The organism is Pseudomonas sp. ITEM 17296, assembly GCF_028895205.1.
Taxonomy (GTDB): Bacteria; Pseudomonadota; Gammaproteobacteria; order Pseudomonadales; family Pseudomonadaceae; genus Aquipseudomonas; species Aquipseudomonas kermanshahensis.
Genome location: NZ_WJRS01000006.1, coordinates 158,372 through 181,319, shown reverse-complemented (window position 1 = coordinate 181,319; position 22,948 = coordinate 158,372). Strand labels below are relative to the sequence as shown.

General features: G+C 60.6%; 22 protein-coding genes and 1 pseudogene. 8 read left to right on the top strand and 15 right to left on the bottom strand.

Annotation, left to right across the window (positions count from 1 at the left end):
* Positions 1-36 precede the first annotated feature (36 nt).
* From paaE to paaF, 11 genes are all read right to left on the bottom strand, one after another.
* Positions 37-1,113: a 1,2-phenylacetyl-CoA epoxidase subunit PaaE gene (gene paaE / locus GIB19_RS09740; protein ID WP_099429342.1), complete on the bottom strand. Its 1,077-nt coding sequence runs from the start codon at positions 1,111-1,113 to the stop codon at positions 37-39.
* A gap of 15 nt (positions 1,114-1,128) precedes the next feature.
* Positions 1,129-1,662 carry a 1,2-phenylacetyl-CoA epoxidase subunit PaaD gene (gene paaD / locus GIB19_RS09735; protein WP_085272846.1) on the bottom strand — a complete coding sequence of 178 codons (534 nt, stop codon included), beginning with the start codon at positions 1,660-1,662 and terminating at the stop codon, positions 1,129-1,131.
* Positions 1,649-2,407: a 1,2-phenylacetyl-CoA epoxidase subunit PaaC gene (gene paaC / locus GIB19_RS09730; protein WP_027593243.1), complete on the bottom strand. Its 759-nt coding sequence runs from the start codon at positions 2,405-2,407 to the stop codon at positions 1,649-1,651. The genes paaD and paaC overlap by 14 nt, the downstream gene beginning before the upstream one ends.
* Positions 2,408-2,415: 8 nt before the next feature.
* Complete coding sequence (gene paaB, locus GIB19_RS09725) at positions 2,416-2,697, bottom strand: 1,2-phenylacetyl-CoA epoxidase subunit PaaB (protein ID WP_004374528.1); 282 nt, start codon at positions 2,695-2,697, stop codon at positions 2,416-2,418.
* 25 nt (positions 2,698-2,722) lie between these two features.
* On the bottom strand, positions 2,723-3,712 hold the full coding sequence (paaA, locus tag GIB19_RS09720) for a 1,2-phenylacetyl-CoA epoxidase subunit PaaA (RefSeq protein ID WP_099429341.1): 990 nt from the start codon (positions 3,710-3,712) through the stop codon (positions 2,723-2,725).
* A 235-nt stretch (positions 3,713-3,947) separates the two neighbouring features.
* Positions 3,948-5,267, bottom strand: a complete 1,320-nt coding sequence (gene paaK, locus GIB19_RS09715; protein ID WP_099429340.1) for a phenylacetate--CoA ligase PaaK — start codon at positions 5,265-5,267, stop codon at positions 3,948-3,950.
* Between the two features lie 111 nt (positions 5,268-5,378).
* The gene (gene pcaF, locus GIB19_RS09710; RefSeq protein ID WP_099429339.1) at positions 5,379-6,599 is read right to left on the bottom strand and encodes a 3-oxoadipyl-CoA thiolase; all 1,221 of its coding nucleotides are present in this window, start codon (positions 6,597-6,599) and stop codon (positions 5,379-5,381) included.
* Entirely contained in the window at positions 6,592-7,032 is a 441-nt protein-coding gene (gene paaI / locus GIB19_RS09705; protein ID WP_027593247.1) for a hydroxyphenylacetyl-CoA thioesterase PaaI, read from the bottom strand. Before paaI ends, pcaF begins: the two co-directional genes overlap by 8 nt.
* On the bottom strand, positions 7,025-8,542 hold the full coding sequence (gene paaH / locus GIB19_RS09700) for a 3-hydroxyacyl-CoA dehydrogenase PaaH (RefSeq protein ID WP_099429338.1): 1,518 nt from the start codon (positions 8,540-8,542) through the stop codon (positions 7,025-7,027). The genes paaI and paaH overlap by 8 nt, the downstream gene beginning before the upstream one ends.
* Positions 8,543-8,544: 2 nt before the next feature.
* On the bottom strand, positions 8,545-9,336 hold the full coding sequence (gene paaG / locus GIB19_RS09695) for a 2-(1,2-epoxy-1,2-dihydrophenyl)acetyl-CoA isomerase PaaG (RefSeq protein ID WP_274885332.1): 792 nt from the start codon (positions 9,334-9,336) through the stop codon (positions 8,545-8,547).
* Positions 9,337-9,371: 35 nt separating this feature from the next.
* On the bottom strand, positions 9,372-10,145 hold the full coding sequence (paaF, locus tag GIB19_RS09690; RefSeq protein ID WP_027593250.1) for a 2,3-dehydroadipyl-CoA hydratase PaaF: 774 nt from the start codon (positions 10,143-10,145) through the stop codon (positions 9,372-9,374).
* Positions 10,146-10,500: 355 nt separating this feature from the next.
* Between paaF and paaY the strand changes: the two genes are divergently transcribed.
* The 7 genes from paaY (at position 10,501) to GIB19_RS09655 (ending at position 17,756) form a co-directional block, all read left to right on the top strand.
* On the top strand, positions 10,501-11,100 hold the full coding sequence (gene paaY, locus GIB19_RS09685) for a phenylacetic acid degradation protein PaaY (RefSeq protein ID WP_274885330.1): 600 nt from the start codon (positions 10,501-10,503) through the stop codon (positions 11,098-11,100).
* Positions 11,101-11,177: 77 nt separating this feature from the next.
* Positions 11,178-12,101, top strand: coding sequence for a phenylacetic acid degradation operon negative regulatory protein PaaX (paaX, locus tag GIB19_RS09680; protein WP_186681513.1), 924 nt, complete (start codon positions 11,178-11,180; stop codon positions 12,099-12,101).
* A 135-nt stretch (positions 12,102-12,236) separates the two neighbouring features.
* On the top strand, positions 12,237-12,581 hold the full coding sequence (locus tag GIB19_RS09675; protein WP_274885328.1) for a helix-turn-helix domain-containing protein: 345 nt from the start codon (positions 12,237-12,239) through the stop codon (positions 12,579-12,581).
* Positions 12,581-13,795 (top strand): type II toxin-antitoxin system HipA family toxin, encoded by a 1,215-nt coding sequence (locus tag GIB19_RS09670; protein WP_274885327.1) that lies wholly within the window; start codon positions 12,581-12,583, stop codon positions 13,793-13,795. Before GIB19_RS09675 ends, GIB19_RS09670 begins: the two co-directional genes overlap by 1 nt.
* 88 nt (positions 13,796-13,883) lie before the next feature.
* The gene (locus tag GIB19_RS09665; protein WP_238214287.1) at positions 13,884-14,405 is read left to right on the top strand and encodes an RNA polymerase sigma factor; all 522 of its coding nucleotides are present in this window, start codon (positions 13,884-13,886) and stop codon (positions 14,403-14,405) included.
* Positions 14,402-15,250, top strand: a complete 849-nt coding sequence (locus GIB19_RS09660) for a FecR family protein (RefSeq protein WP_274885326.1) — start codon at positions 14,402-14,404, stop codon at positions 15,248-15,250. Before GIB19_RS09665 ends, GIB19_RS09660 begins: the two co-directional genes overlap by 4 nt.
* 115 nt (positions 15,251-15,365) lie before the next feature.
* On the top strand, positions 15,366-17,756 hold the full coding sequence (locus GIB19_RS09655) for a TonB-dependent siderophore receptor (RefSeq protein ID WP_274885406.1): 2,391 nt from the start codon (positions 15,366-15,368) through the stop codon (positions 17,754-17,756).
* A gap of 82 nt (positions 17,757-17,838) precedes the next feature.
* Here GIB19_RS09655 and rfaD read toward each other — a convergent pair whose 3' ends face one another.
* Both rfaD and GIB19_RS09645 read right to left on the bottom strand, forming a co-directional pair.
* The gene (rfaD, locus tag GIB19_RS09650; protein WP_274885325.1) at positions 17,839-18,870 is read right to left on the bottom strand and encodes an ADP-glyceromanno-heptose 6-epimerase; all 1,032 of its coding nucleotides are present in this window, start codon (positions 18,868-18,870) and stop codon (positions 17,839-17,841) included.
* 933 nt (positions 18,871-19,803) lie between these two features.
* Positions 19,804-20,508 carry an NADPH-dependent F420 reductase gene (locus GIB19_RS09645; RefSeq protein ID WP_446731374.1) on the bottom strand — a complete coding sequence of 235 codons (705 nt, stop codon included), beginning with the start codon at positions 20,506-20,508 and terminating at the stop codon, positions 19,804-19,806.
* A gap of 28 nt (positions 20,509-20,536) precedes the next feature.
* Here GIB19_RS09645 and GIB19_RS09640 point away from each other — a divergent pair.
* A pseudogene (locus GIB19_RS09640) lies at positions 20,537-20,713 on the top strand (winged helix-turn-helix transcriptional regulator); the annotation flags it as partial.
* A gap of 226 nt (positions 20,714-20,939) precedes the next feature.
* Here the strand turns inward: GIB19_RS09640 and GIB19_RS09635 are convergent.
* Together GIB19_RS09635 and GIB19_RS09630 are read right to left on the bottom strand one after the other, a co-directional pair.
* Positions 20,940-21,455 carry a hypothetical protein gene (locus GIB19_RS09635; protein WP_172960358.1) on the bottom strand — a complete coding sequence of 172 codons (516 nt, stop codon included), beginning with the start codon at positions 21,453-21,455 and terminating at the stop codon, positions 20,940-20,942.
* A gap of 188 nt (positions 21,456-21,643) precedes the next feature.
* A complete protein-coding gene (locus GIB19_RS09630; protein ID WP_099429328.1) occupies positions 21,644-22,927 on the bottom strand; it encodes an OprD family porin in 1,284 nt (427 codons plus the stop codon).
* Between the last annotated feature and the right edge of the window lie 21 nt (positions 22,928-22,948).

The following is a 22,948-nucleotide window of genomic DNA, read 5'->3' as shown; positions in this document are numbered from 1 at the left end:
TGCGGTGGTGCTCAGGGCCTCTTCGCGGGCCAGGTATCAGAGCTGGTCGAAGTCGAGCACCACTTTGTCGCTCACCGGGTAGGTCTGGCACGACAGCACATACCCCGCCGCCACTTCGTAGTCTTCCAGCGCATGGTTGCTGTCCATCTCGACCTCGCCTTCGATCACCCGGCACTTGCAGGTCGAGCACACGCCGGCCTTGCACGAGTACGGCAGTTCGGCGCCGATGGCGTTGCCGGCGTCCAGCACGTTCTGGCTGTTGCGCGGCAGGTCGAAGCTCAGCGCCCGGCCATCGCTGATCACGGTGATATGGCTGAGCGCCGAATCCACCTGGCGCGCAGCTTCACGGGCTTCGCGGCGCGCTTCGCTGCCCGCGGCGGCGAACAGTTCGAAGTGGATGCGGTCCTTGGCCATGCCGTTGGCCTGCAGGCTGTCACGCACGGTTTCAGTCATGGCCTGGGGGCCGCAAATGAACGCAGCGTCCAGCGTGGCGACGTCCAGCCAGCGGGAGAACAGCTGGCCGCACTTGTCGGCATCGATCCGGCCGTTGTACAGGTCGACGTCCTGCTGCTCGCGGCTGAACACGAAAATCAGGTTCAGGCGGTCCAGGTAACGGTTTTTCAGGTCTTCGAGCTTGTCGCGGAACAGCGCACCAGAGCTTGAGCGGTTGCCGTAGAGCAGGGTGAAACGGCTGTGCGGTTCAGTGGCCAGGGTGGTGGCGATGATCGACAGGATCGGCGTAATGCCGCTGCCGGCGGCAACGCCCAAGTAGCGGCCTTCGCGGGCGGGGTCGAGCGGCACGAAGAAGCTGCCCGACGGCGGCATCACCTCCAGTTGCTGGCCAGCCTTGAGCACTTCATTGGCAAAGGCCGAAAAACGCCCGCCTGGCACGCGCTTGACAGCCACACGCAGCTCGCCGTCCTGCACGGCGCTGCAGATCGAATAGGAACGACGCACTTCTTCGTCATCCAGCTGGGTACGCATGACCAGGTACTGGCCCTGGGTGAAGCGGAATTGCGTCTGCAGGTGCTCGGGTACGTCAAAGACGATGGACACGGCGTCGCGGGTCTCGTTGCGTACTTGCTTGATGGTCAGGCTGTGAAACTGGCTCATGGTGTTCTCCACGGCTCAAATGCATTTGAAATAGTCGAACGGCTCCAGGCACTCGCGGCAGCGGTACAGCGCCTTGCAAGCCGTGGAGCCGAACTGGCTGAGCAGTTCGGTATGCGCGCTGCCACACTGCGGGCAGCACACTTGGGGCGCCTCACCGAGCAGGCTGCGCTTGCTGGTGCTGCCTTCGGGCGGCGCTATGCCATAGGTGCGCAAGCGTTGGCGGCCCAGGTCGCTGATCCAGTCGGTGCTCCAGGCCGGGGTCAAGCGCCGCTCCAGCGCGGGGGCAGCAAAACCGGCCTGTTGCAGCGCGTCACGGATATCGGCCTCGATCACCTCGGTCGCCGGGCAACCGGAATAGGTTGGCGTGACGACCAGGTGCAGGTGGCCGGCGCGCCAGTCCAGGTCGCGGACAATGCCCAGGTCAACCACGCTCACCACCGGCACTTCCGGGTCCATGACCTGCTCCAGCACCGCCCAGGCCCGGGCCAGGTCGTCGCCTCGGGCGGCACGGGCGCCGAGGTCGCTGGCGATCAGCTCACCAGGTCGCATCGGGGTAGGCCCGTGGCAGGAACTGCATTTCGGCCAGCAACAGCCCCAGGTGCTCGGTGTGCAGGCCTTTGCGACCGTCCAGGTAGAAATAACTGGCGGCCTTGGGCAGTGGCAGCTCGACCGAGTCAAAAATCGCGCTTACCTGCTTGAGCCAGGCCGCGCCGACGGCGGCCGGGTCAGCTGCGATGCCGGCTTCGGCCAGCTGAACTTCGCTGTCGCTACCCGCGGTCAGTTCAACGGTGAAGCGCCACAGCGCCGGGATGGCGTCTAGCATGCGCCGACGGCTTTCGTCGGTGCCGCCGCCCAGGCGTTGCACCCACTCACCGGAGCGACGCAGGTGGTAGGTGACCTCCTTGAGTGCCTTGGCAGCAATGCCGGCGATACGCTCATCGCGGGACGCAGCCAGGCCCTGCAGCACCGCGAAGTGCCAGGCGTCGTATAAAAACTGCTTGGTCATGGTCACGGCGAAGTCGCCATTGGGTTGTTCGACCAGCAGCAGGTTGCGGTAGGCGCGTTCGTCACGGCGGTAGGCAAGGGCATCGGCGTCACGGCCGTCGTCGAGCAATTCGGCGGCGTAGTCCAGCCAGTTGCGGGCTTGGCCGACCAAGTCGAGGCCGACGTTCATCAAGGCCAGTTCTTCCTCGATGGCCGGTGCGTGGCCGCACCATTCACAGAGCCGCTGGCCCTGCACCAGGGCACTGTCGCCCAGGAGCAGTAAATAGGGGATAAGCGCTTCTTTATGCATGGCCAACCTCACATGTGTCCGACTTCGTCGGGCAGCTCGTAAAAGCTGGCATGGCGGTAGACCTTGTCGTCCGAGGGGGCGAACAGCGGGTCTTTCTCGTCAGGGGAGGAGGCGGTGATCAGCGCTGATGGCACCACCCACAGGCTCACGCCTTCGCTGCGGCGGGTGTACAGCTCACGGGCATTCTCGATGGCCATGGCGGCGTCGGCGGCATGCACGCTGCCGACATGCTTGTGGTTCAGGCCGTGCTTGCTGCGCACGAACACTTCGTAGAGGGTCCAGACAGACATTTTCGATCTCCGCATCAATCGCCGCTCAGGCGGCGTTCTTGTTCTGTTGCTTGCGCGCATAGGCCACGGCGGCCTCGCGTACCCAGGCACCGTCCTCGATGGCCTTGCGCCGGGTGGCGACACGTTCCAGGTTGCAGGGGCCGTTGCCCTTGATGACTTCGTAGAACTCGTCCCACTGGATGTCGCCAAAATCGTAGTGGCCGCGGGCTTCGTTCCACTTCAGGTGCGGGTCGGGCGCGGTGCAGCCGAGCAGCTCGAGCTGTGGCACGGTCTGGTCGATGAAGCGCTGGCGCAGCTCATCGTTGGTCTGGCGCTTGATCTTCCACGCCATTGACTGGGCGCTGTTGGGGGAGTGCTCGTCACTGGGGCCAAACATCATCAACGACGGCCACCACAGGCGGTTGATGGCGTCCTGAACCATGTCCTTCTGAGCCTGGGTACCGTGGCGCATCATGGTCAGCAGCAGCTCGTAGCCCTGGCGCTGGTGGAAGCTCTCTTCCTTGCAGATGCGGATCATGGCGCGGGAGTAGGGGCCGTAGGAGGTGCGCTGCAGCACCACCTGGTTGACGATCGCAGCGCCATCGACCAGCCAGCCTACGGCGCCCATGTCGGCCCAGCTCAGGGTCGGGTAGTTGAAGATGCTCGAGTACTTGGCCTTGCCGCTGTGCAGCTTGGCGATCTCTTCGTCGCGGTCGGCGCCGAGGGTTTCCATGGCGCTGTACAGGTACAGGCCGTGGCCGGCTTCGTCCTGGATCTTGGCCATCAGTTGCAGCTTGCGTTTCAGGCTTGGGGCGCGGGTGACCCAGTTGCCTTCGGGCAGCATGCCGACGATTTCCGAGTGGGCGTGCTGGGAGATCTGCCGGATCAGCGTTTGGCGGTAGGCCTCGGGCATCCAGTTCTTGGCTTCGATCTTGATCTCGGCATCGATCTTTTCCTGGAAGTCGCGCTCTTCGGGCGACATTTCGTCCAGGGACTTGACGCGTTTGACGCCGGTTTCGACTAGCTGTGCGTACATGTTCCGACTCCTGCTAAGGCATGAGTCATTTGTAAGCGATACAAAACATAACGTCAAACAGTTTTATATGTATCGAATAAGATTTGTGTATCGCTTTGCGGCCCTTTCGCAGCACAAGGCTGCTCCTACAAGGGCGCGCACCACCTGTAGGAACCGCCTTGTGTTGCGAAAGGGCCGGCAAAAACCCAAAAAAAAGCCCCGGACTGAGCCGAGGCCGTAAAAGGCAGCTGATATGTCAGCTGGCCAACCGTTTGTCGAAGACGTGGCATGCCTTGCCTTCAGAACGCTTGAGCGTGCCGCAGGGCTGCAGTCGCACCTGGGTGCTGATGCCGATGTAGGTCTTGATCTGCTTAGTCAGTTCACCGATCAGCAGCTTGCGCTGGCCCTCGTCCATCGCCTGGCATTCGCCACGCAGCTCCACGTGCACCTCAACGCTGTCCAGGTTGCCATTGCGATACAGATGAATCTCGTACATCTCTGAAAGCTGTTTTATTTTGAGTACTTGCTCCTCAATCTGGGTCGGGAACACGTTGACCCCACGAATGATCAGCATGTCGTCACTGCGCCCGGTGATCTTGCCGATCCGCCGCATCGGCCGCGCGGTGCCTGGCAGCAGGCGGGTCAGGTCGCGGGTACGGTAGCGCACCATCGGCAGCGCCTCCTTGCTTAGCGAGGTAAATACCAGCTCGCCCAATTCCCCGTCCGGCACCACCTCGCCGGTAACCGGGTCGATGATTTCGGGGTAGAAGTGGTCTTCCCAGATGGTCGGGCCGTCTTTGGTTTCGATGCACTCCATTGCCACACCGGGCCCCATGATCTCCGACAGGCCATAGATGTCGAGGGCCTGGATGCCCAGGCGCTGCTCAATGGAGCGCCGCAGTTCGTCGGTCCAGGGCTCGGCACCGAAGATGCCCAGGCGCAGCTTGAGGTCGTGCGGATCGATGCCCTGGCGCTCGATCTCGTCGGCCAGGTTGAGCATGTAAGAGGGCGTGACCATGATGATGTCGGGCTGGAAGTCGCGGATCAGTTGCACCTGCTTCTCGGTCTGGCCACCGGACATGGGGATGACCGTGCACCCTAGCCGTTCGGCACCGTAATGCGCGCCGAGCCCGCCGGTAAACAGGCCATAACCGTACGAAACGTGCACTTTGTCGCCTTTGCGCCCGCCGCCGGCGCGGATCGAGCGGGCGACCACATTGGCCCAGGTGTCGATGTCGTTCTGGGTATAACCAACAACGGTCGGCTTGCCCGTTGTGCCACTGGAGGCATGCAGGCGAACGACCTCTTCCTGGGGCACGGCAAACATGCCGTACGGGTAGTTGTCGCGCAGGTCGTTCTTGCCGGTGAAGGGGAACTTGGCCAGGTCGTCGAGCGACTTGAGGTCATCGGGGTGCGCGCCGCATTCGTCGAAGCGCTTGCGGTACAGCGGCACGTTGTCGTAGGCGTGTTTCAGGCTCCAGCGCAGGCGCTCCAATTGGTGCTGGCGCAGGGCGTCGACGCTGGCGGTTTCCATAGGGTCAAGCAGGGCACGATCGGCATCATGGTACATGTTCATGGCTTCACTCGAATTGTTCTTGTACGCCGACCGGCGCGGGTTCGCAGCCGGGCGGTGAGTGTCATGGGCGCAGCATAACCGGCTGCGTTGTGTTCGGTAACAAGCCGTTGGTCAGAGGCGCTCGATGACCATGGCGATGCCTTGGCCAACGCCGATGCACATGGTGCACAGGGCGTAGCGTCCGGCAGTTTCTTCCAGTTCGTGCAGTGCGGTGGTGACCAGGCGCGCGCCACTCATGCCCAACGGATGCCCCAGGGCAATGGCGCCGCCGTTCGGGTTGACCCGCTTGTCGTCGTCGGCCAGGCCCAGCTCGCGCAATACCGCCAGGCCTTGGGCAGCGAAGGCCTCGTTTAGCTCGATGACATCCATGTCGGCCAGCGAGAGCCCGGTGAGTTCGAGCACCTTGCGGGTAGCCGGCACCGGGCCGATGCCCATGATGCGCGGCTCGACCCCGGCCACAGCCATGCCGACAATGCGCCCGCGGGCTTTAAGGCCATGGCGCCGGGCCGCTGCGGTGCTCGCCAGCAGCAGTGCACAGGCACCGTCGTTGACGCCAGAGGCGTTGCCAGCGGTGACACTGCCACCCTCGCGGAACGGCGTGCCGAGCTTGGCCAGCTGCTCCAGCGTGGTGTCGCCACGCGGGTGTTCGTCGTGCTCGACGCGCTTGGCCGGGCCTTTGCGCTGGGGGATTTCGACCGGCACGATCTCCTGGGCCAGGCGGCCTCGGGCCTGGGCGGCGGCAGCCTTGTGCTGGCTGCGCAGGGCAAAGGCGTCCTGGTCTTCACGGGAGATACCGAAACGGGCAGCGACGTTCTCTGCCGTCTCAGGCATCGAGTCGGTGCCATGTTCGGCCTTCATCAACGGGTTGACGAAGCGCCAGCCGATGGTGGTATCGAACAGTTCGGCGGCGCGGCCAAAGGCTTGCTCCGATTTGCCCATGACGAACGGCGCGCGCGACATCGACTCCACGCCGCCGGCCACCATCAGCCCGGCTTCACCGCAGCGCAGGGCACGGGCCGCGTTGCCAATGGCGTCCATGCCAGAGCCGCACAAGCGGTTGAGGGTGGTGCCCGGCACCTCGATCGGCAGGCCCGCCAGCAGGCTGGCCATGCGGGCAACGTTGCGGTTGTCCTCACCGGCTTGGTTGGCGCAACCGAGGATTACGTCGTCCACTGCTGCCCAATCCAACTCCGGGTGGCGGGCGATCAGGGCCTTGAGCGGGATGGCGGCCAGGTCGTCGGGGCGCACGCCGCTCAACGTGCCGGCGTAGCGGCCGATCGGCGTGCGCACGGCGTCGATGATCAGCGCATCGGCCAGGGTGTGTTCAGTCATCTTGTGTCTCCTGCGCGAGCACCGTGCCGCGTACTTTGTAGGATTTGCCATGGAACATCGCCACCAGCTCACCGCGCTGGTTCTCGATGCGAACGTCATACAGGCCGGTACGGCCTTTGCGGCTGACTTCGCTGGCCGTGGCGGTCAGCACGTCGTCGCGCAGTGCCGGCGCCAGGTAGTCGATGCTGCAACCCAGGGCCACGGTGGCCTGGTCGTAACTGTTGCAGGCGAAGGCGAAGGCCGAATCCGCCAGGGCGAACAGGAAGCCACCGTGGCAGGTGCCATGGCCCTGGATCATGTCGGCGCGCACCGGCATGCGCAGGCGCGCCTGGCCAGGGCCGGCCTCGAGCAGGCTGATGCCCAGCCCTTGGGTGGCGTGATCGCGGGAAAACATGGCATCGGCACAGGCTTGTGCCAGCTCGATTTCAGTCATGCAGATTGCCTCCTTGGGCTTCGCAGCGGCGCAATAGCAGGGAAGGGCGATAGCGGCTTTCGCCGTAGCTGCGCTGCAGGTTGTCGAGTACACGCAAGGTCTGGCTTATGCCGATGCGCGAGGCCCAGGCCAGCGGGCCGCAGGGGTAGTTCACGCCGGCGCGCATGGCCAGGTCGATATCGGCTGCCGAGCCAACACCTTGCAACACGGCATCGGCGGCTTCGTTGGCCAGCATCGCCACCGTACGCAGCACGACCAGGCCAGGCAGGTCGGCGACTGCGGTCACTTTCAGGCCGGCGCGGGTTAACAAGCCAACGGCCTGGTCGCGGGCCTCACGGGTGGTGTCGGCAGACCAACTGATCGCAATGCGGGAAGCCGTGCTGTAGTCCAGGGCCAGATCGACCAGCACCAGGTTGCGCAAGCCTTCTTCGCGGGCACGCTGCGTGGCCAGGCGGCCGTCGGAAAGCGCCAACGTGGCATCACCGACCTGGATCACGCCACTGCCGGCGCGCTCGGTCACGGCGACGCCGCTGTCGCGCAAACGCTCGACCAAGGGCTGCATGGCGCCCAGATGCCCCTCGATAACGCAGGACTCAACCTGCGCCGTGCTTTGCAGCGCTGTAGGTTGCGGGCGCTCGGCGCCTTCGGCGTAGCTATAGAAACCTTGGCCAGTTTTGCGGCCAAGGCGCCCGGCATCCACCAACTCCTTTTGCACGAGCGAAGGCTGGAAGCGGAAATCGCCATAAAACGCCTCGAACACCGAACAGGTGACGGCATAGTTGACGTCATGGCCGATCAGGTCGGTGAGCTCGAAGGCCCCCATGCGAAAGCCGCCGGCGTCACGCAATAGCGCATCCAGGCTGGCGCAATCGGCTGCACCTTCCTGCAACAGGCGCAGGCTCTCGGCGTAGAACGGCCGGGCTACACGGTTGACAATAAAGCCCGGCGTCGAGCGGGCATGCACCGGCTGTTTGCCCCAGGCTTTGGCGGTGTCGTAAAGGCAGGCAGCCACGGCTGGGTCGGTAGCCAACCCCGAAACGACCTCGACCAGAGCCATCAACGGTGCCGGGTTGAAGAAATGCATGCCCACCACTTGCTGTGGGCGCTTCAAGCCAGCGGCCAGGCTGGTGATCGAGAGTGACGAGGTGTTGCTGGCCAGGATGCAGTCGTCTGCGCACAGCGCTTCAAGCTCGTGCAACAAGGCCTGCTTCACTGACAGTTTTTCAACGATGGCTTCGATCACCAGGCGGGCATCGGCCAGGGTGTCGAGGGTGTCGGCTGGGCACAGGCGGGCGACGATCGCTTCCCGCTCGCCCGCAGGCAACTTGCCTTTTTCTACCAAGCGGGCGAGCTGACGATCGATACCCGCCACTGCCTGGGCGGCGGCGCCGGGGCGGTTGTCGTAGAGCTTGACCGGGTGGCCGGCTTGCGCCGCCACTTGGGCGATACCTGCGCCCATGGCGCCTGCACCGATCACGGCCACTTGGGTGTTGCGGTCGAGTGCGCTCATGCTCAACGCCCCTTGAACGCAGGCGTGCGCTTGTTCATGAAAGCGCTTACGCCTTCGCGGTAGTCCTCGCTGCGGCCAGCCAGGCGCTGCAGGTCGCGCTCCAGTTCCAGTTGCTGGTCGAACCCGTTATCGAAACTGGCATTCAGGCTGCGTTTGATCAGGGCCAGGCCGTAAGTGGGCTGCGTGGCGAGGTGGCGGGCGAGGGTGAGGGCCTCGTCGCGCAACGCGGCATCGTCGACCACGCGATGGATCAACCCCCATTGCTGGGCCTGTTCGGCCGTAAGGCGTTCGCCCAGCATCGCCAACGCCTTGGCCCGCGCCATGCCGACTAGCCGTGGTAGCAGCCAGGTGCCGCCAGAATCTGGCACCAGGCCGATCTTGCAGAAGGCCTGGATGAAGCTGGCCGAACGGGCGGCCAGTACCAGGTCACAGGCCAGCGGAATATTGGCCCCGGCGCCCGCAGCCACGCCGTTGACGGCGCAGATGACCGGCAGCGGCAAATCGCGCAGGGTGCGCACCAGTGGGTTGTAGAACTTATCGATGGACTCACCCAGGTCCGGCATGTCGGCGCCTGGCGCGACATTGCGATCAGACAGGTCCTGGCCTGCACAGAAGCCGCGGCCTTTGCCAGTCAACAGCAACACCCGTGCATCTTTGCTCTGGCGTACTTGCTTCAAGGCTTCGCGCACTTCCAGGTGCATGGGCGTGTTGAAACTGTTCAGTTGCTCCGGGCGGTTCAGCGACAGGAGGGCAACGCCGTCCTCGATGGAAAACAGGATGTGTTCGAACGTCATGGCAGACTCGCTTGGTCAGTCGAATGGGGAGGTGCTCAGCAGCCTTTGAACCGGGCCTGGCGTTTTTCCTGGAAGGCGCGAATACCCTCATTGCGGTCGGCGGTGCCGGCGAGCAGGGTGAACGCGTGGCGCTCGAAGCGCAGGCCACTGGCAAGGTCGGTATCGCCGGCCTTGAGCAAGGCTTCCTTGGCCAGGCGCACTGCCAGCGGCGCCTTGGCCGCGATAATGCGGGCCACTTGCACGGCACGCTCCACGGCCAGTTCCGGCTGGGTGATTTCGCTAATCAGGCCGGCTTGCAAGGCGTGCTGGGCGCTGATGGCTTCACCGGTCAACACCATGTGCATGGCCAGCGGCTTGCCGACCGCGCGCAGCAGGCGCTGGGTACCGCCCGCGCCGGGGATGATGCCGAGGTTGATCTCCGGCTGGCCGAAACGGGCGTCGCTGCCCGCAATGACGATGTCGGCGCACATCATCAGCTCGCAACCGCCGCCCAGGGCGTAGCCGTTAACGGCGGCGATCAGCGGTTTGGAGAACGCGGCGATCCGTTGCCAGCAAGCAACGCGAGGGTCATTGAGGATGCCGACCAGGTCGCGCTCGGCCATCTCGCCAATGTCGGCGCCGGCGGCGAACGCCTTGCGGCTGCCGGTAATCACCACGGCATGGGTCTGATCATCACGCTCGGCGGCATCCAGCTCGCTGGCCAGCTCGGCCAGCAACGCTGTGCACAGAGCATTCAGCGCTTCTGGCCGTTGCAGGGTGATGAGCCGGACGCCGTGCTCCGGCGCTTGCGCATCGAGATAACGAGGCATATCGGGTTCCTCTGGCTGCTCGCACGGCACATCGATTGGCCGGCATTTCTTGGAATTGTTTGCAGGGACGTGGGCTGCACCACGTTCAGGTGCGGACAGTATATGCCTTATGCGATACACCAAAGCAACATCAAAAAGTGTTTCACGTATCTCTTTGTGGTGATTTCTGTGCGAAATGTGAGCGCTTCAAAAAAGTGATTTAACGATTCATCCTCAGAAAAATAGGGCTTATTTTGCAAAAAACGGATGCAACTAAGGATGACAACAAAGCGATACAGCCATTCGCACAATTGACGCGCTACATTTTTGTGATACAAGGATTCGTCACATTTCAAATCATTTCAGGAGCTTCGCCATGCCTTGCTACCGGCTAGACGGCCTGACCCCCGTGGTTCATCCAACTGCCTATGTGCACCCGAGCGCGGTGCTGATTGGCGATGTCATCGTTGGCCCTCGTTGCTACGTCGGCCCGCTGGCCTCACTCAGGGGCGACTTCGGCCGCATCGTGCTGGAGGAGGGCGCCAACCTGCAGGACACCTGCGTGATGCATGGCTTTCCGGGGGGCGACACGGTCATAGAACGCAATGGGCATGTCGGCCACGGCGCGGTGTTGCACGGTTGCCGCGTGGGTGAAGATGCCCTGGTAGGCATGAATGCCGTGGTGATGGATGGCGCCCATGTAGCCCCGCGCTGCATCGTAGCTGCCACGGCCTTCGTCAAGGCGGGGTTCGAATGCGCCGAACAAAGCCTGGTGGTGGGTAGCCCGGCACAGGTAAAGCGCCCGGTGACCGACCAGGAGCTGGCCTGGAAGCAGCGCGGCACGGCGGAGTATCAGCACCTGACGCAGCGCTGCATGACCGCGCTGGTCGAATGCCCACCGCTGACCGAAGCCGAGCAGGGTCGCCCGCGTATGGGTGACTCCGGCATCCGGCCCAAAGGCAAGGCGCCGGCATGAGCCTGTCCGTGTCACGCAATGGCCAGGCAACCCGCCGCGCAGGTATAGTCGGTGCTTTCCCCGCACACAGTTCCTCCATGAGCACACTTGCCCCACTGAACAACCTGATCACTCGTTTTCAGGAACAGACGCCGATCCGCGCCAGCTCGCTGATCATCACCCTGTACGGCGACGCTATCGAACCGCATGGTGGCACGGTGTGGTTGGGCAGCCTGATCAACCTGCTGGAGCCGATCGGCATCAACGAACGGCTGATCCGCACCTCGATCTTCCGCTTGACCAAGGAAGGTTGGCTGACCGCCGAAAAAGTCGGCCGACGCAGCTATTACAGCCTGACGGGCACTGGCCGTCGGCGCTTCGAAAAAGCGTTCAAGCGTGTCTACAGCCCCAGCCAACCCGCATGGGATGGCGCCTGGACCCTGGTGCTGCTGTCACAACTGGAAGCCGGCAAGCGCAAAACCCTGCGTGAGGAGCTGGAATGGCAGGGCTTCGGGGTGATGGCGCCCAACGTGATGGGCTGCCCCCGTGCTGACCGCGCGGACTTGGCCGCAACCCTGCGCGAGCTGGAGGCCAGTGATGACAGCATCGTGTTTGAAACGCACACCCAGGAAGTGCTTGCTTCCAAGGCCATGCGCGCGCAAGTGCGCGAGAGTTGGCGTATCGACGAGCTGGGGCAGCAGTACAGTGAATTCATCCAGTTATTCAGGCCGCTGTGGCAGGGCCTTAAAGAGCAGCCGCAGCTCGATGCGCAGGATTGCTTCCTGGCACGCACGCTACTGATTCACGAGTACCGTCGGCTGCTGCTGCGCGACCCGCAACTGCCTGATGAGTTGCTGCCAGGTGATTGGGAGGGCAGGGCAGCACGGCAGCTGTGTCGCAACCTGTATCGGCTGGTGTTTGCCAAGGCTGAAGAGTGGTTGAACAGTGCACTTGAAACGGCTGACGGCCCATTGCCTGACGTGAATGAAAGCTTCTACAAGCGCTTTGGTGGCCTTGCATAGGGATTTTTAAGATTAACCTTGGTTAACCTTATCTTCGATAATACTTACCATGGTGAGTATTATGCATCAATTATAAAATCTTTAAGTGTGCTATGGTTAACCTTAACTCAGTTAATGTTAACCATGGCGTGCCTTATGACGACTTATTTTCCAGTCGCTTGTGCCGATACCCTCAGTAAAATCGGCCTTTTGGTCAAGGCACGGCGCCTGGCACTCGGCCTGCGCCAAGCGGACCTTACCGCTGCCATCGGCGTCTCCGCGCATACCCTTCGCAAGATCGAAGGCGGCTCGGAGCTCGTCGACCTGCGTTCATTCATGCTGGTGTTGTGGCGCCTGGGTATCAGCGAAACCGTTTTCGCCTCGCTGGAAGGCATAGAGCAAACCTCCCAGATCACTCGGTTCAGTGATGACGATGATACCCACCAGAGCCTGGCATCCCGCCGCGTGCGGCTGGCCAAACCCAAGCCTGAGGAGTTCTGATGTCCCGTGCCTACATCTATATGGAGCACCCCGAGACAGGTGAAGTCATCACCCTTGGCCGGCTGACCCTCAAAGGCAAGCTCGGTGAATTTCTTTATGCACCTGACCACGTCGCGCGCGGCGGCTGGGTCCCCGACCCAATCAATTACCCGTTACGCGCCGAGGCCTACACCGGCATCGCCAAGAACCGCGGCATACCCGGCTTCATCAATGACGCCATGCCCGATGGCTGGGGCGAGCGGCTGCTGCATCGGGCGTACGGCCAAGAACTCGGCCCCCTCGACTTCTTGCTCAAGTCACCCAACAACGACCGCGTAGGCAACCTGATGGCAGGCGGCGCAACAACACCCGCACCCGGCTTAGGCGATGGCGCAGTACCGACCTTGAAAGGCCTGGCCAAGTTCGTCGCTGCGTGTGAAGCGGTGTACGACGGCCAGCTCGACGCCGAGTCGGTGGCCACACTCAACGTGCGCCAACAGCGTTCGGCTCTGGGAGGTGCACGGCCAAAACGTACGCTGCAGGATAACGGTATGCTGATTCTGGCCAAGCCGCGGGATCGCTTCGACCATTACGATCTGCCCTCGATCGAATACGCCTGCATGACATTCGCCGCAGGGAAGGGCTTGAACGTGGCCAAGACCGCGCTGCATGCTGAAAACCCTTCGACGTTGTTGATCGAACGCTTCGACCGCACGCCCATAGCACAAGGTGCCCGACGTATCCCGATGCTCAGCGCGCTGACCTTGCTGGATTCGGAGTGGAACGGCGCGCACCATCGGGATTGGCGCTATGCCGCTGTGGCCGATGAAATGCGCCGCCGGGGTGTGCCCGATACCGACCTGCAGGCGCTGTTCAAGCGCATGTGCTACAACGCCCTGGTGGGCAACTCCGACGACCATCCACGCAACCATGCGGTGATCTGGGTTGACGGCGGATGGCGCCTGTCGCCCATGTACGACGTGCTGCCCATGCTTGAAGAAGGCCCCGCACAGACCTTGGCCATGGCAGTTGGCCGGGAAGGCAGCCAGATTAGCCGCGCGAATATGCTCAGCCATCACGCGCACTTTGCCCTGACGCGGGAGCATGCAGAGCATCTGCTGGTGGAGGTGGCGGGGTGGGAGGACGAACTGAAGGCGTATTACGCGCAGGTGCTTGCCGGCAGCGACCTGGACATGGCGGTTGATGCGGTGAGCTCGGTTCGCATGCTCAGTTAAGAAGTAGGCGGAGGCGGGTGACACTGCTTTCAAATGACATGCATTCCCATTTATACTTGCATCTCATTTCCTCTCTGTTATCGCTACCGTGCAGGCAGATCCTCCAAAGCCATCCTTGCTCGCCACCTTGGTCCGTCACTACGACGACCTGGTCGATCATGTGCGCCGACGCTTCGGCGAGCGGGTGTTCGCGCGTGAAGTCGTTCACGACCTGTGTGTTCAGTTGCTGGAGGATGACGAGAAAGAAGGGGTGCGCAAGCCCCTGGCGCTGTTACGCAAGATCGCCCACGACAACGCCATCTCGCATTGCCGCCGCGAGCGTCGGCGCAGCAGCTTGATCGTCGCCGTGGCAGAACTGCCCGACGTCGCCTGCAACGCAGCGCCACAGGAGCGCCATGTCGACGCGGCGAAGACACTGGACAGGCTGATTGCGGCTATTTCCCGATTGCCGCCGCGTTGCCAGGCCGTGTTCATCATGCACAAGCTGCATGAGATCCCCCAGGCTGAAGTCGCGCAGCGCCTGGGGATCTCGCTGAAAACCGTAGAAAAGCATTTGCGCGTCGGTATGATCGCTTGCCGTGAACATCTGCAATCCGAGGTGGCGCAGTGAGCCGTCCACGAAACAAAGACGATGCTGCAGTCGATGACGCGCTGGCCGCGTGTCGTGAGACCTTGAAGCAGCGCTTCCCTTTACCCAGCTCGCCACCTGCCCGCAAGCCCCGCAAAGGCAGCAAGGTACTCCCGCTTGTATTGCTGGCCCTCGCCGCAGGTGTGGCCTGGAAGGATCCTGCGTACCGCAATGAACACTTTGTCACGCAGGTGGGACAACGCCAGGCGGTACAGCTGGCTGATGGCAGCAAGATCAAGCTGGATGGGGGCACTGAGGTACGCGTCAGCTGGCATTTGCGCACCCGGCAAGTGGCACTGGTGCGTGGCCAGGCCTTATTCGACATTTCGCCCATGCAATATCGGCCGTTCTTGGTCGATGCAGGCAACGCCGACATACGCGTGGTCGGCACCCGATTCAACGTCAACATGTACGCGGGTGACGTGCGGGTTACCGTTGCGCAAGGCAAGGTGGCAGTCACAGGGCGCGCGGCGGACCGTACCTCGCTGCTCATGCCTGGGCAGCAGGTGCTCGTGCAACAGGGCGTCCCCGGTGAGGTGGTCAAAGGCAATGCCGAAGACGCTAGCGCCTGGCAAGAAAGCCGCTGGGTTTTCGCCGGTACGCCACTGGCTGAGGTGGTTGCTGCACTGCAACGGTATTACGCCCAGCCGATCGAACTGACGGACCCTGATGTCGGCAAATTGCCGCTTTCAGGTGTTTTCAGCAGCGACAGCGTCGAAACGCTATTGGCGTTACTGCCGGAGATTCTCCCGGTTAAGCTGAGCAGGGAAGGCGGGGCCGTACGCATTCAGCCCCAAGCGGAAAAAAATAATTCTCCAACGAGGTAGGGTTGGGGCCGTCGCGAAGCGGCTAACTCTCTGCACCTCATCTAGTGGAGAATAACAAGTGAGTCAGCTCTTCCTGCGTACACCTTGGCACGTCTCGATTTTGACCAGCACCTTGATGGCCAGCCAGTGGTCGTTCGCGCAAACCATGGTAGTAGTCGATTTCAATATTCCTGCATCAACGCTGGAAAGCTCGCTGAATGCAGTGGCACGCCAAACAGGTGCTCAAGTGCTGTTTTCCAGCGAGCTGACTGCGGGCAAGCAGGCGCCGGCGCTGCACGGACGTTACACAGTGGAGCAGGCGCTGGGCCAGGTGCTCGAGCAGAGTGGGCTGGTCGTCCAGCCGCGTGATGAGCGGACTTTCATCGTTTTACCATCAAACGAAGCAGCGTCAGGTAATGCGCCGTCTACGACCGCCAGCACCATTGAACTGGCAGGCACGGAGATCACGTCCTCTCGGCTTTCTAGCGGTGTAGTACCGCAGGCACGCCAGGTCAATGTGATCGAACGCGAGCAACTGAAGCAATTGCGACAGGGCTCTGATGGGCTGGCGACGCTGCTGGCCAAAAGCATCCCTGGGATGGCCGACTCCAGCCGTACCATCACCGATTACGGGCAAACGCTGCGCGGCCGTACGATGCTGGTCCTGGTCGATGGCGTGCCGCTGAACACCAACCGCGACTCTTCGCGGAACTTGGCCAATATCGACCCTGCATTGATCGAGCGCATCGAGGTGATTCGCGGCAGTAGCGCTATCTACGGCGCCGGTGCGACGGGAGGGATCATCTCCATCACCACGCGGCCCGCTGGCGGCGAGCAAATGGCCGAGACCACGCTAACGGGCGTTTCGCCCTTGAGCCAAGTGGACAGCGATGGCCTGGGAGGGCAGTTGCAGCATCATGTTGCCGGCGCCCAGGGTGCCCTGGATTACGCATTCGATTTCGGTGCACGCCATATCGGCGCCTCTTACGATGCCAAAGGGCACCGCATTGCGCCCGAGCCTAGCCAAGGTGACCTGTTCGATTCCAACACCTACAACATTGGCGGGAAATTGGGTTGGCGCATCGACGAGCTGCAACGTATTCAGTTGTCCCTCAGCCATTACAACGCCGAGCAAAACAGTGACTATACCGCCGACCCAGCGGTCAGCCGATTGCCACCTGGTTCCGTACCCGCACAACCGTTGTCCGGGTTGTCCCTCGACGAACAGAACCAGATCAAGAACACCTTGGTGAACCTTGAATACGGTCACTCGGAAGTGCTCGGCGGAACCTTCAATGCCCAGCTTTACTACCGCGACTATTTCACCCGCTTCACGCCCTTCGATGCCCGTGGCGTTGCCACACGTGGGCGCAATGTCGATCAAGTCATGCAGAACAGCGAAGTCGTTGGTAGTCGCATTACCTTGCGAACCCCGATCGGCGGGGCAGATACCGAACTGTTGTGGGGCGGCGACTTCAACCAGGAGCGCAGCGACATGCCGATCGATATCTTCGACCCGCAAGCGTTTGATGCGAGCGGCGGAACGGTATTCAATAAAATCGGCAAGTTGAGCTACATGCCTGACCTGACGTCACGCAGCGTAGGTGCGTTTGCACAGTTACAGCACCGTTTCAACGAGCAGTGGTCCATGGAAGGCGGCATCCGTTATGAATATGCCACCGCCGAATACGGGGACTTCATTCCGCTGTCTGAATCAAGCACCGCCAACCCCGCCACGGTGGAAGGCGGCACAGTGCATTACGATGCATTGCTGTCCAATATCAGCCTGACTTACTCGCCCGTCAGCGGCCAGGCGGTTTATGCCGCCTTCAGCCAAGGCTTCCAGTTACCTGACATTGGCGTGCAGCTGCGTAACGCACGCCGTGGTTTCGATATTGGCTCGTCCAACCTGGAGCCGGTCAAGACCAATAACTACGAACTCGGGTGGCGCGGCGAGCTGGGCGAGGAGACCCTGGCGTCGCTGGCTGTTTTCTACACCGCATCAAAACTGGGTGATGTTCAGAGCTTCAACAATGGCCTGATCCTGACCCGCACTCAGGAGCGAATCTATGGCGTTGAAGGCAGCGCTGACTGGTTGACCAGCGACGAGCATTGGGGGGCAGGGGGGAGCTTCACCTGGATGAAAGGGCGCGAGCAACCAGACGGTGGCGATTGGCAAGACATGACAGGCTATCGCATTCCACCTGTGAAACTGACAGCGTATCTTCAATACAAGCCAGACGAGGATTGGAGCCATCGCGTGCAGGCGACTTACTTCGGTGCAGAGGATTACCGCCTCAAAGGTGTCGAAAGCTTTGGCAGACGCAGGGTAGATGGCTACACCACGGTGGATATCATCAGCCAATACCAGCTGAGTGAGCATGATCAGATCAGCGTGGGCATCCAGAACTTGTTCAATCGTTATTACTATCCGCTGTACAGTCAACTGATGCGCAACAGTAACAACACCAGCCATTTGCCTGCGCCTGGCACCGTTTTGACGGCAAGTTATACCCACCAGTGGTGATCGGCAGGGCCTCTTTAGGCGGGTTTAAACATAACTACACTAAATGAATATTTAGCGTAGTTATGTCACGAAGTTGCGAACATCAAGCTGCCGTCGCTTGCCTGAAAGGCGTAGGCGGCGGGCTTTGCAGGCTCTGCAACCAATCACAATACAGACCTACGCCTTGTTCGACCGTCAATGTTGCCGTCTTGTAACCTGCATCGCGTAAGCGCTCCAGGTCTGCACAGGTGTAACACTGGTATTTGCCGCGCAAATGTTCAGGAAATTCACTGTATTCCAGTATGCCTTCCAGCAAGGCTATCTCCAAGGACAATGGGGGTTGGCCCTGGTATTTGCGCAATCGGTTGATCACCGCCAGCGCAACATCATTGAACGACTGGGCGCGTCCGCTACCCACATTGAAAATGCCGCTCAGTTGCGGGTGATCAAGGAAGAATAAATTGACCCTGACCACATCATCCACCGAGACGAAATCACGCAAATGGCTACCGCTGGGGTAGCCGCCGTAGCTGCCGAACAGGCTGACTTTGCCGCGGGCCTGGTACTGGTTGAAACAGTGCATGGCGACCGATGCCATCGCGCCTTTATGCTGCTCATGGGGCCCGTAAACGTTGAAATAGCGCAATCCAACGACCTGACTGCGCGTAGCTGACAACTGCCGGCGCACATGCTGATCGAACAGGAATTTGGAATAGCCGTAGACGTTCAATGGGCGCTCACAATCGCGCTGTTCACGGAAGTCCTGGCCAGCACCGTAGACTGCTGCCGATGAGGCGTACAGGAACGGAACCTGTTGCGCCTGGGCAATCTCCAGCAAGTCCCGGCTGTAGCGATAATTGTTGTCCATCATGAAACGGCCGTCGGCTTCGACGGTACTGGAACATGCGCCTTGGTGCAGCACCGCGCGTACGTTGCCAAATTGTCCGCGCCGAAACCGGTCCAGGAAGTCATCCTTGTCTAGGTAATCAGCGATGTCACAGTCAGCCAGGTTGAGGAATTTGTCGCCTGCGGTAAGTTCATCGACGGCGATGATCTCGGTTTGGTTGCGTTGGTTGAGCGCCTGTACGAGGTTGCTACCGATGAATCCCGCGGCGCCGGTTACGATGATGGTCATGCCAGATCCCCATAAGGGTGCGGAGATCGGATTTTAGTGGAGGGAATCTGCAGGGATGTTAACCAGGGTCAAAGGATGGGATGGTTGGGTGGGTTGCTGGCGTGGTACTGGTTTTGAATCTGGGTAACCACGGGCGTGTGGGTTTATACGAGTGTGCGCATAATGCATATTATGTTAAATGAAGTGTTGCGGAGAGGTGCTCATGTTTGTCACCAGCCCCCGAAAACCAAACTTGCCTCGATTGACCATACAACCCTCGAATCAAGCCGTTACGCTCCTTCTCATGCCTGTGCTCTGCTCGACGATCGGCACAATTGCGTAATCCAGCGTACAAGCCAATTCACAATCAAGCCTCACGGCTACTGCCTCCGCCAGCATCCTTTGGCGTCTACAATTTCTTTTGTTAATTTGGCACTCCACAGCCTAGGCCCCAGCGTCGGCTCACCTTGGGCCAAGCCCGGATCCCAGCAAGCAGCTCAATGCCGGCGGTCTTATCACGCCGCGTCCTAGAGACCTAAGTGCGTCTCACGGCCACCGCTATGTTTTTCAAAACGCAGACCTGCCTAGCACTAGTCGCTCTACTAGCGCCTGAGGAGCTTTAAGTCATGATGAAATCAGCGCGGACATCGATTAAGAGACTCACGTTTTCAAACTTTAAAGCCGACGGCGCGGGTTCCCGAGCAACAGGCAAAAAACAGACCTCACCGGCTCAGTTCGCGGCCTATTTCCGTCGTTACGCCCAGTTCAGACGCAGTCAGAATTCAGATATTACCCCTCAGAGTCCGCTGCTGCCTTTGATGGATGGTACTGGCGGACTCGGCTGCCGACACAGCGGGCAAGTGAGATTGTAAAGTTGTTACCCCAATGCTGGAGTCATTCATCGTCTCAAGCGATCAGTCATTCTTGAGCTTGCTCCATGCTCAGCAAAAAACCTTAGTCGAGTGGATTGAATGATCGATTCATGGCTATCACGTCGCCATGGGTCGGGTTCGGCCCGAGCCACTTGAAATGCTCAGGCAATTGATCTCGTTTAGCGGCTGCCTGCCCCCTGATAGCTGCTGATAAAGCTCTGCGCATAGTCTCAGCATCGTAATCACAGCAATAGCCTGGTGTAGACGGCTGTTGCTTCCAGGACTCCTCAAGCGAGCCTGCGTCAACCGGATCGAAGCCTACCTGATCTACCAGAGTCATCACTGTTTCTTTGGCTTTCTCATCATCACCCGCTACCGCCGCTGCCAAACGACCTGGTGTCCCGTCCGGAACGCCCAACTCTGCCAATGTGTACGCGAGCACATTGTTGAAAGCCTTGATTACCGGTCGCCCAATCTGCTTCGTCACCCAAACGCTTTCCGTCATCCCTTGATCAATTTCAGCAATGCGCGGGTCACGCAAACCAGGGTAGTAGTTGCTGGTATCCACAACAGGGATGCTATCCGGTACGGAGATAAATAAGTCAGGAGGGAGTGCGCTCAATGCTGGCAGAGGTATCGACAGCACTACCACATCCGCGCCGTCCACTGCGCCCCGAATGTCTACAGGCTCTGCTCCGATTTCTTCGGCGAATGCACGAACTCCGTTGACACCTCCAGAATTTGCCACGCGAATCTCATGGCCAGCAGCTCTTAACTTACGAGCAATGGTGCCGCCGATGTTACCCGTTCCAATTCAGAAGATGCTGATTCAACAGCTAAAGCAGTTAGAAAAGGATGGCATCGTGCTGCGCACGGTCTACCCGCAGGTGCCACCCCGGGTGGAGTACCAGCTCACCCAGATCGGCCATGCACTCGGGCCGTCAATCCAGGCATTGATCGAGTGGGCCGAGATGAGGCGCGATCACAATTGATTGCGGTCGAGAATCCGCCGCTCAGTACGCTCTACTCCTAGAAAATAGCTTTCGAGACGGGTTTGCCGGACGCTTACCACCTTTCCGCTGTTTCCCCTACTAGAGCCCGCGAGAGTGACCGAAAAGGGACACTACTTAGGCTGGCCTTCAACCCATACGATCAAGGCCGAGATCGGATGTGGAAAGGGTACAGGAAGCCCGTAGCCGATGAGGGGTTTTCCATGCCTCAGATCCAACGGTTCGTCACGAACTCATCAACCAGGTAGGTGCGGTTTTCGAGCTGATTAGTCATGGCTGAGCTGACGATCTTGGACACGCCGGACGCATAGGAAGCACCGCCCAATACACGGGACTCCAAGGTGATGTCGCATATACCGTCTATGCCAAAGTCAATCTCACCAGAGTGTACCCGTTGGTAAGCGCTTGCTGAGCTGCACACCTCAAAGAATACAGGCACATCGAGCTTCTGACGAAAGCGTGCAATGGCCATTGGAGCCAGGAAATTTCCATACGCGGGATGCACTGCCAGTCGCAGACTCGATTTAACACTGCTCTTCAGCGACCGAAGCTTGTGATCAAGCATCGCCAAGCCGTTGAAGAAGGTCTCAACCTCTTCCATCAAGGCGTGTGATACACCGCCATGCTCTGCATTTCTGGCAGCTGCTGGGTACACCGTCACTGCCGCCACCGGAAAATCCAGCGAAGAAGCGTATCTGAAGAGCCTGGGGGCGACGACGATCATAGGCTGACCTTCGACGACAAAATAGCGTCCGTCTAGTGTCGTTGGATGCATAGAGCAGATCTCTTGAGCGATACGTCGAATTCAAGTATCAGAACTTCCGCCTTACTGTAGCGAAAGCCCTTTCTCCACGCCCTCCTGCGCTGCCTTTGTCAGCCAATGTGTGTCATCCGAGGGATACGGCAATGCCATCAGAACTCGATTACATAGCCAAGGATCAACCGATTCTCGTCTGCTGCATCGGCAAAATTAGAGCGCATGCTTGCATTGCGCCAACGTAGAGATAAGTTTTTCAAGAATCCTGACTGCACCACGTAAGTGATGTCTGTGGTGCGCTCCCATTCCTCGCCCTCCCCCCCGCGCGCCTTGAGCGCCCTGCCCTTTGCTGTGGCAATGCGCTGCGGATCAACCTGGTCACCCTTCACGTATCGCACGTTAAAGGTAAGACCCGGAATGCCCAAGGCAGCAAAGTTGTAGTCATAGCGCAACATCCAGGCGCGCTCTTTGGCCAGGGCGAAGGTGCTGACCTGTTGTTCGCTGAACAGGTAGGTATCGGTGCCGCCCACATAGGCGTAAGCGGTATCGCCGCTGACTTTCTGATAGCCGCCGCTGAAGGTATGGCCGAACAGGTTGTAGCCGAAGTTGGTGCTCAGGGTGCGGCTGTCCACCTCCCCTAGCAACGCCCTACCCTGATCCTGGGCGTTGAACCAGCGCCACTCAGTGAATACCTCACCTGGCCCCGCAGCGACGCGATACTTGAAACTAGCAAAATCACGGCGGAACAGGTCTTCGAGGTCGCTGGTGTGTAGGCTCACGGTGAGGTTCTTCAGCGGCTGGTAATCCGCCCCGGCGTAATACAAACGGTCACTGCTCACCGTCGCTGGGTAGGCGCCCTGTTGCGCCATTGCCGTCAGGTCTTCGAAATCGGTGGAGTCGCGCAGCTTGGTCGCATTCACCTGCAGCACGGTGAAGGTGAAGTCGTCCAGATCCTTGCTGACCAATTGCACCCCGTTAAACCACTGCGGGAATAGGCGACTGTAGTTCGCTGCTAGCAGCGGCAGTTGCGGGCTTAGCCCACCGACCAGCAGTTCAGTCTGCGACAGCTTCGCCTTGAACGTGGCAATTGCCTTCCCGTAGTCGTCCGCTGCACGCTTGTCGCTGCCACGCGGCAAGAGGCCGGTGCCGCTGCGGTCGGGCGAGGAGTCTAGCTTGATGCCCAACATACCGACTGCATCCAGGCCAAAGCCGACAACGCCATCGGAATAACCGGACTGCCACTTGAGCATGAAGCCCTGGGCCCACTCGGCGCGGCGCGACTGGCTGGCGGTATCACCATGGAAATCGCGGTCGAAGTAGAGGTTGCGCAGCTCCAGGCTGCCCTTGCCGTCGTCGGCAAAGCCTGCCTGGGCCGCCTGGCACGCGCAGCCAAGCGCCGCGAGCATCAGCGATGCCCGCCGGGAGGAGGATACATTCATGGTTACGCCTTGTTGTTCTTG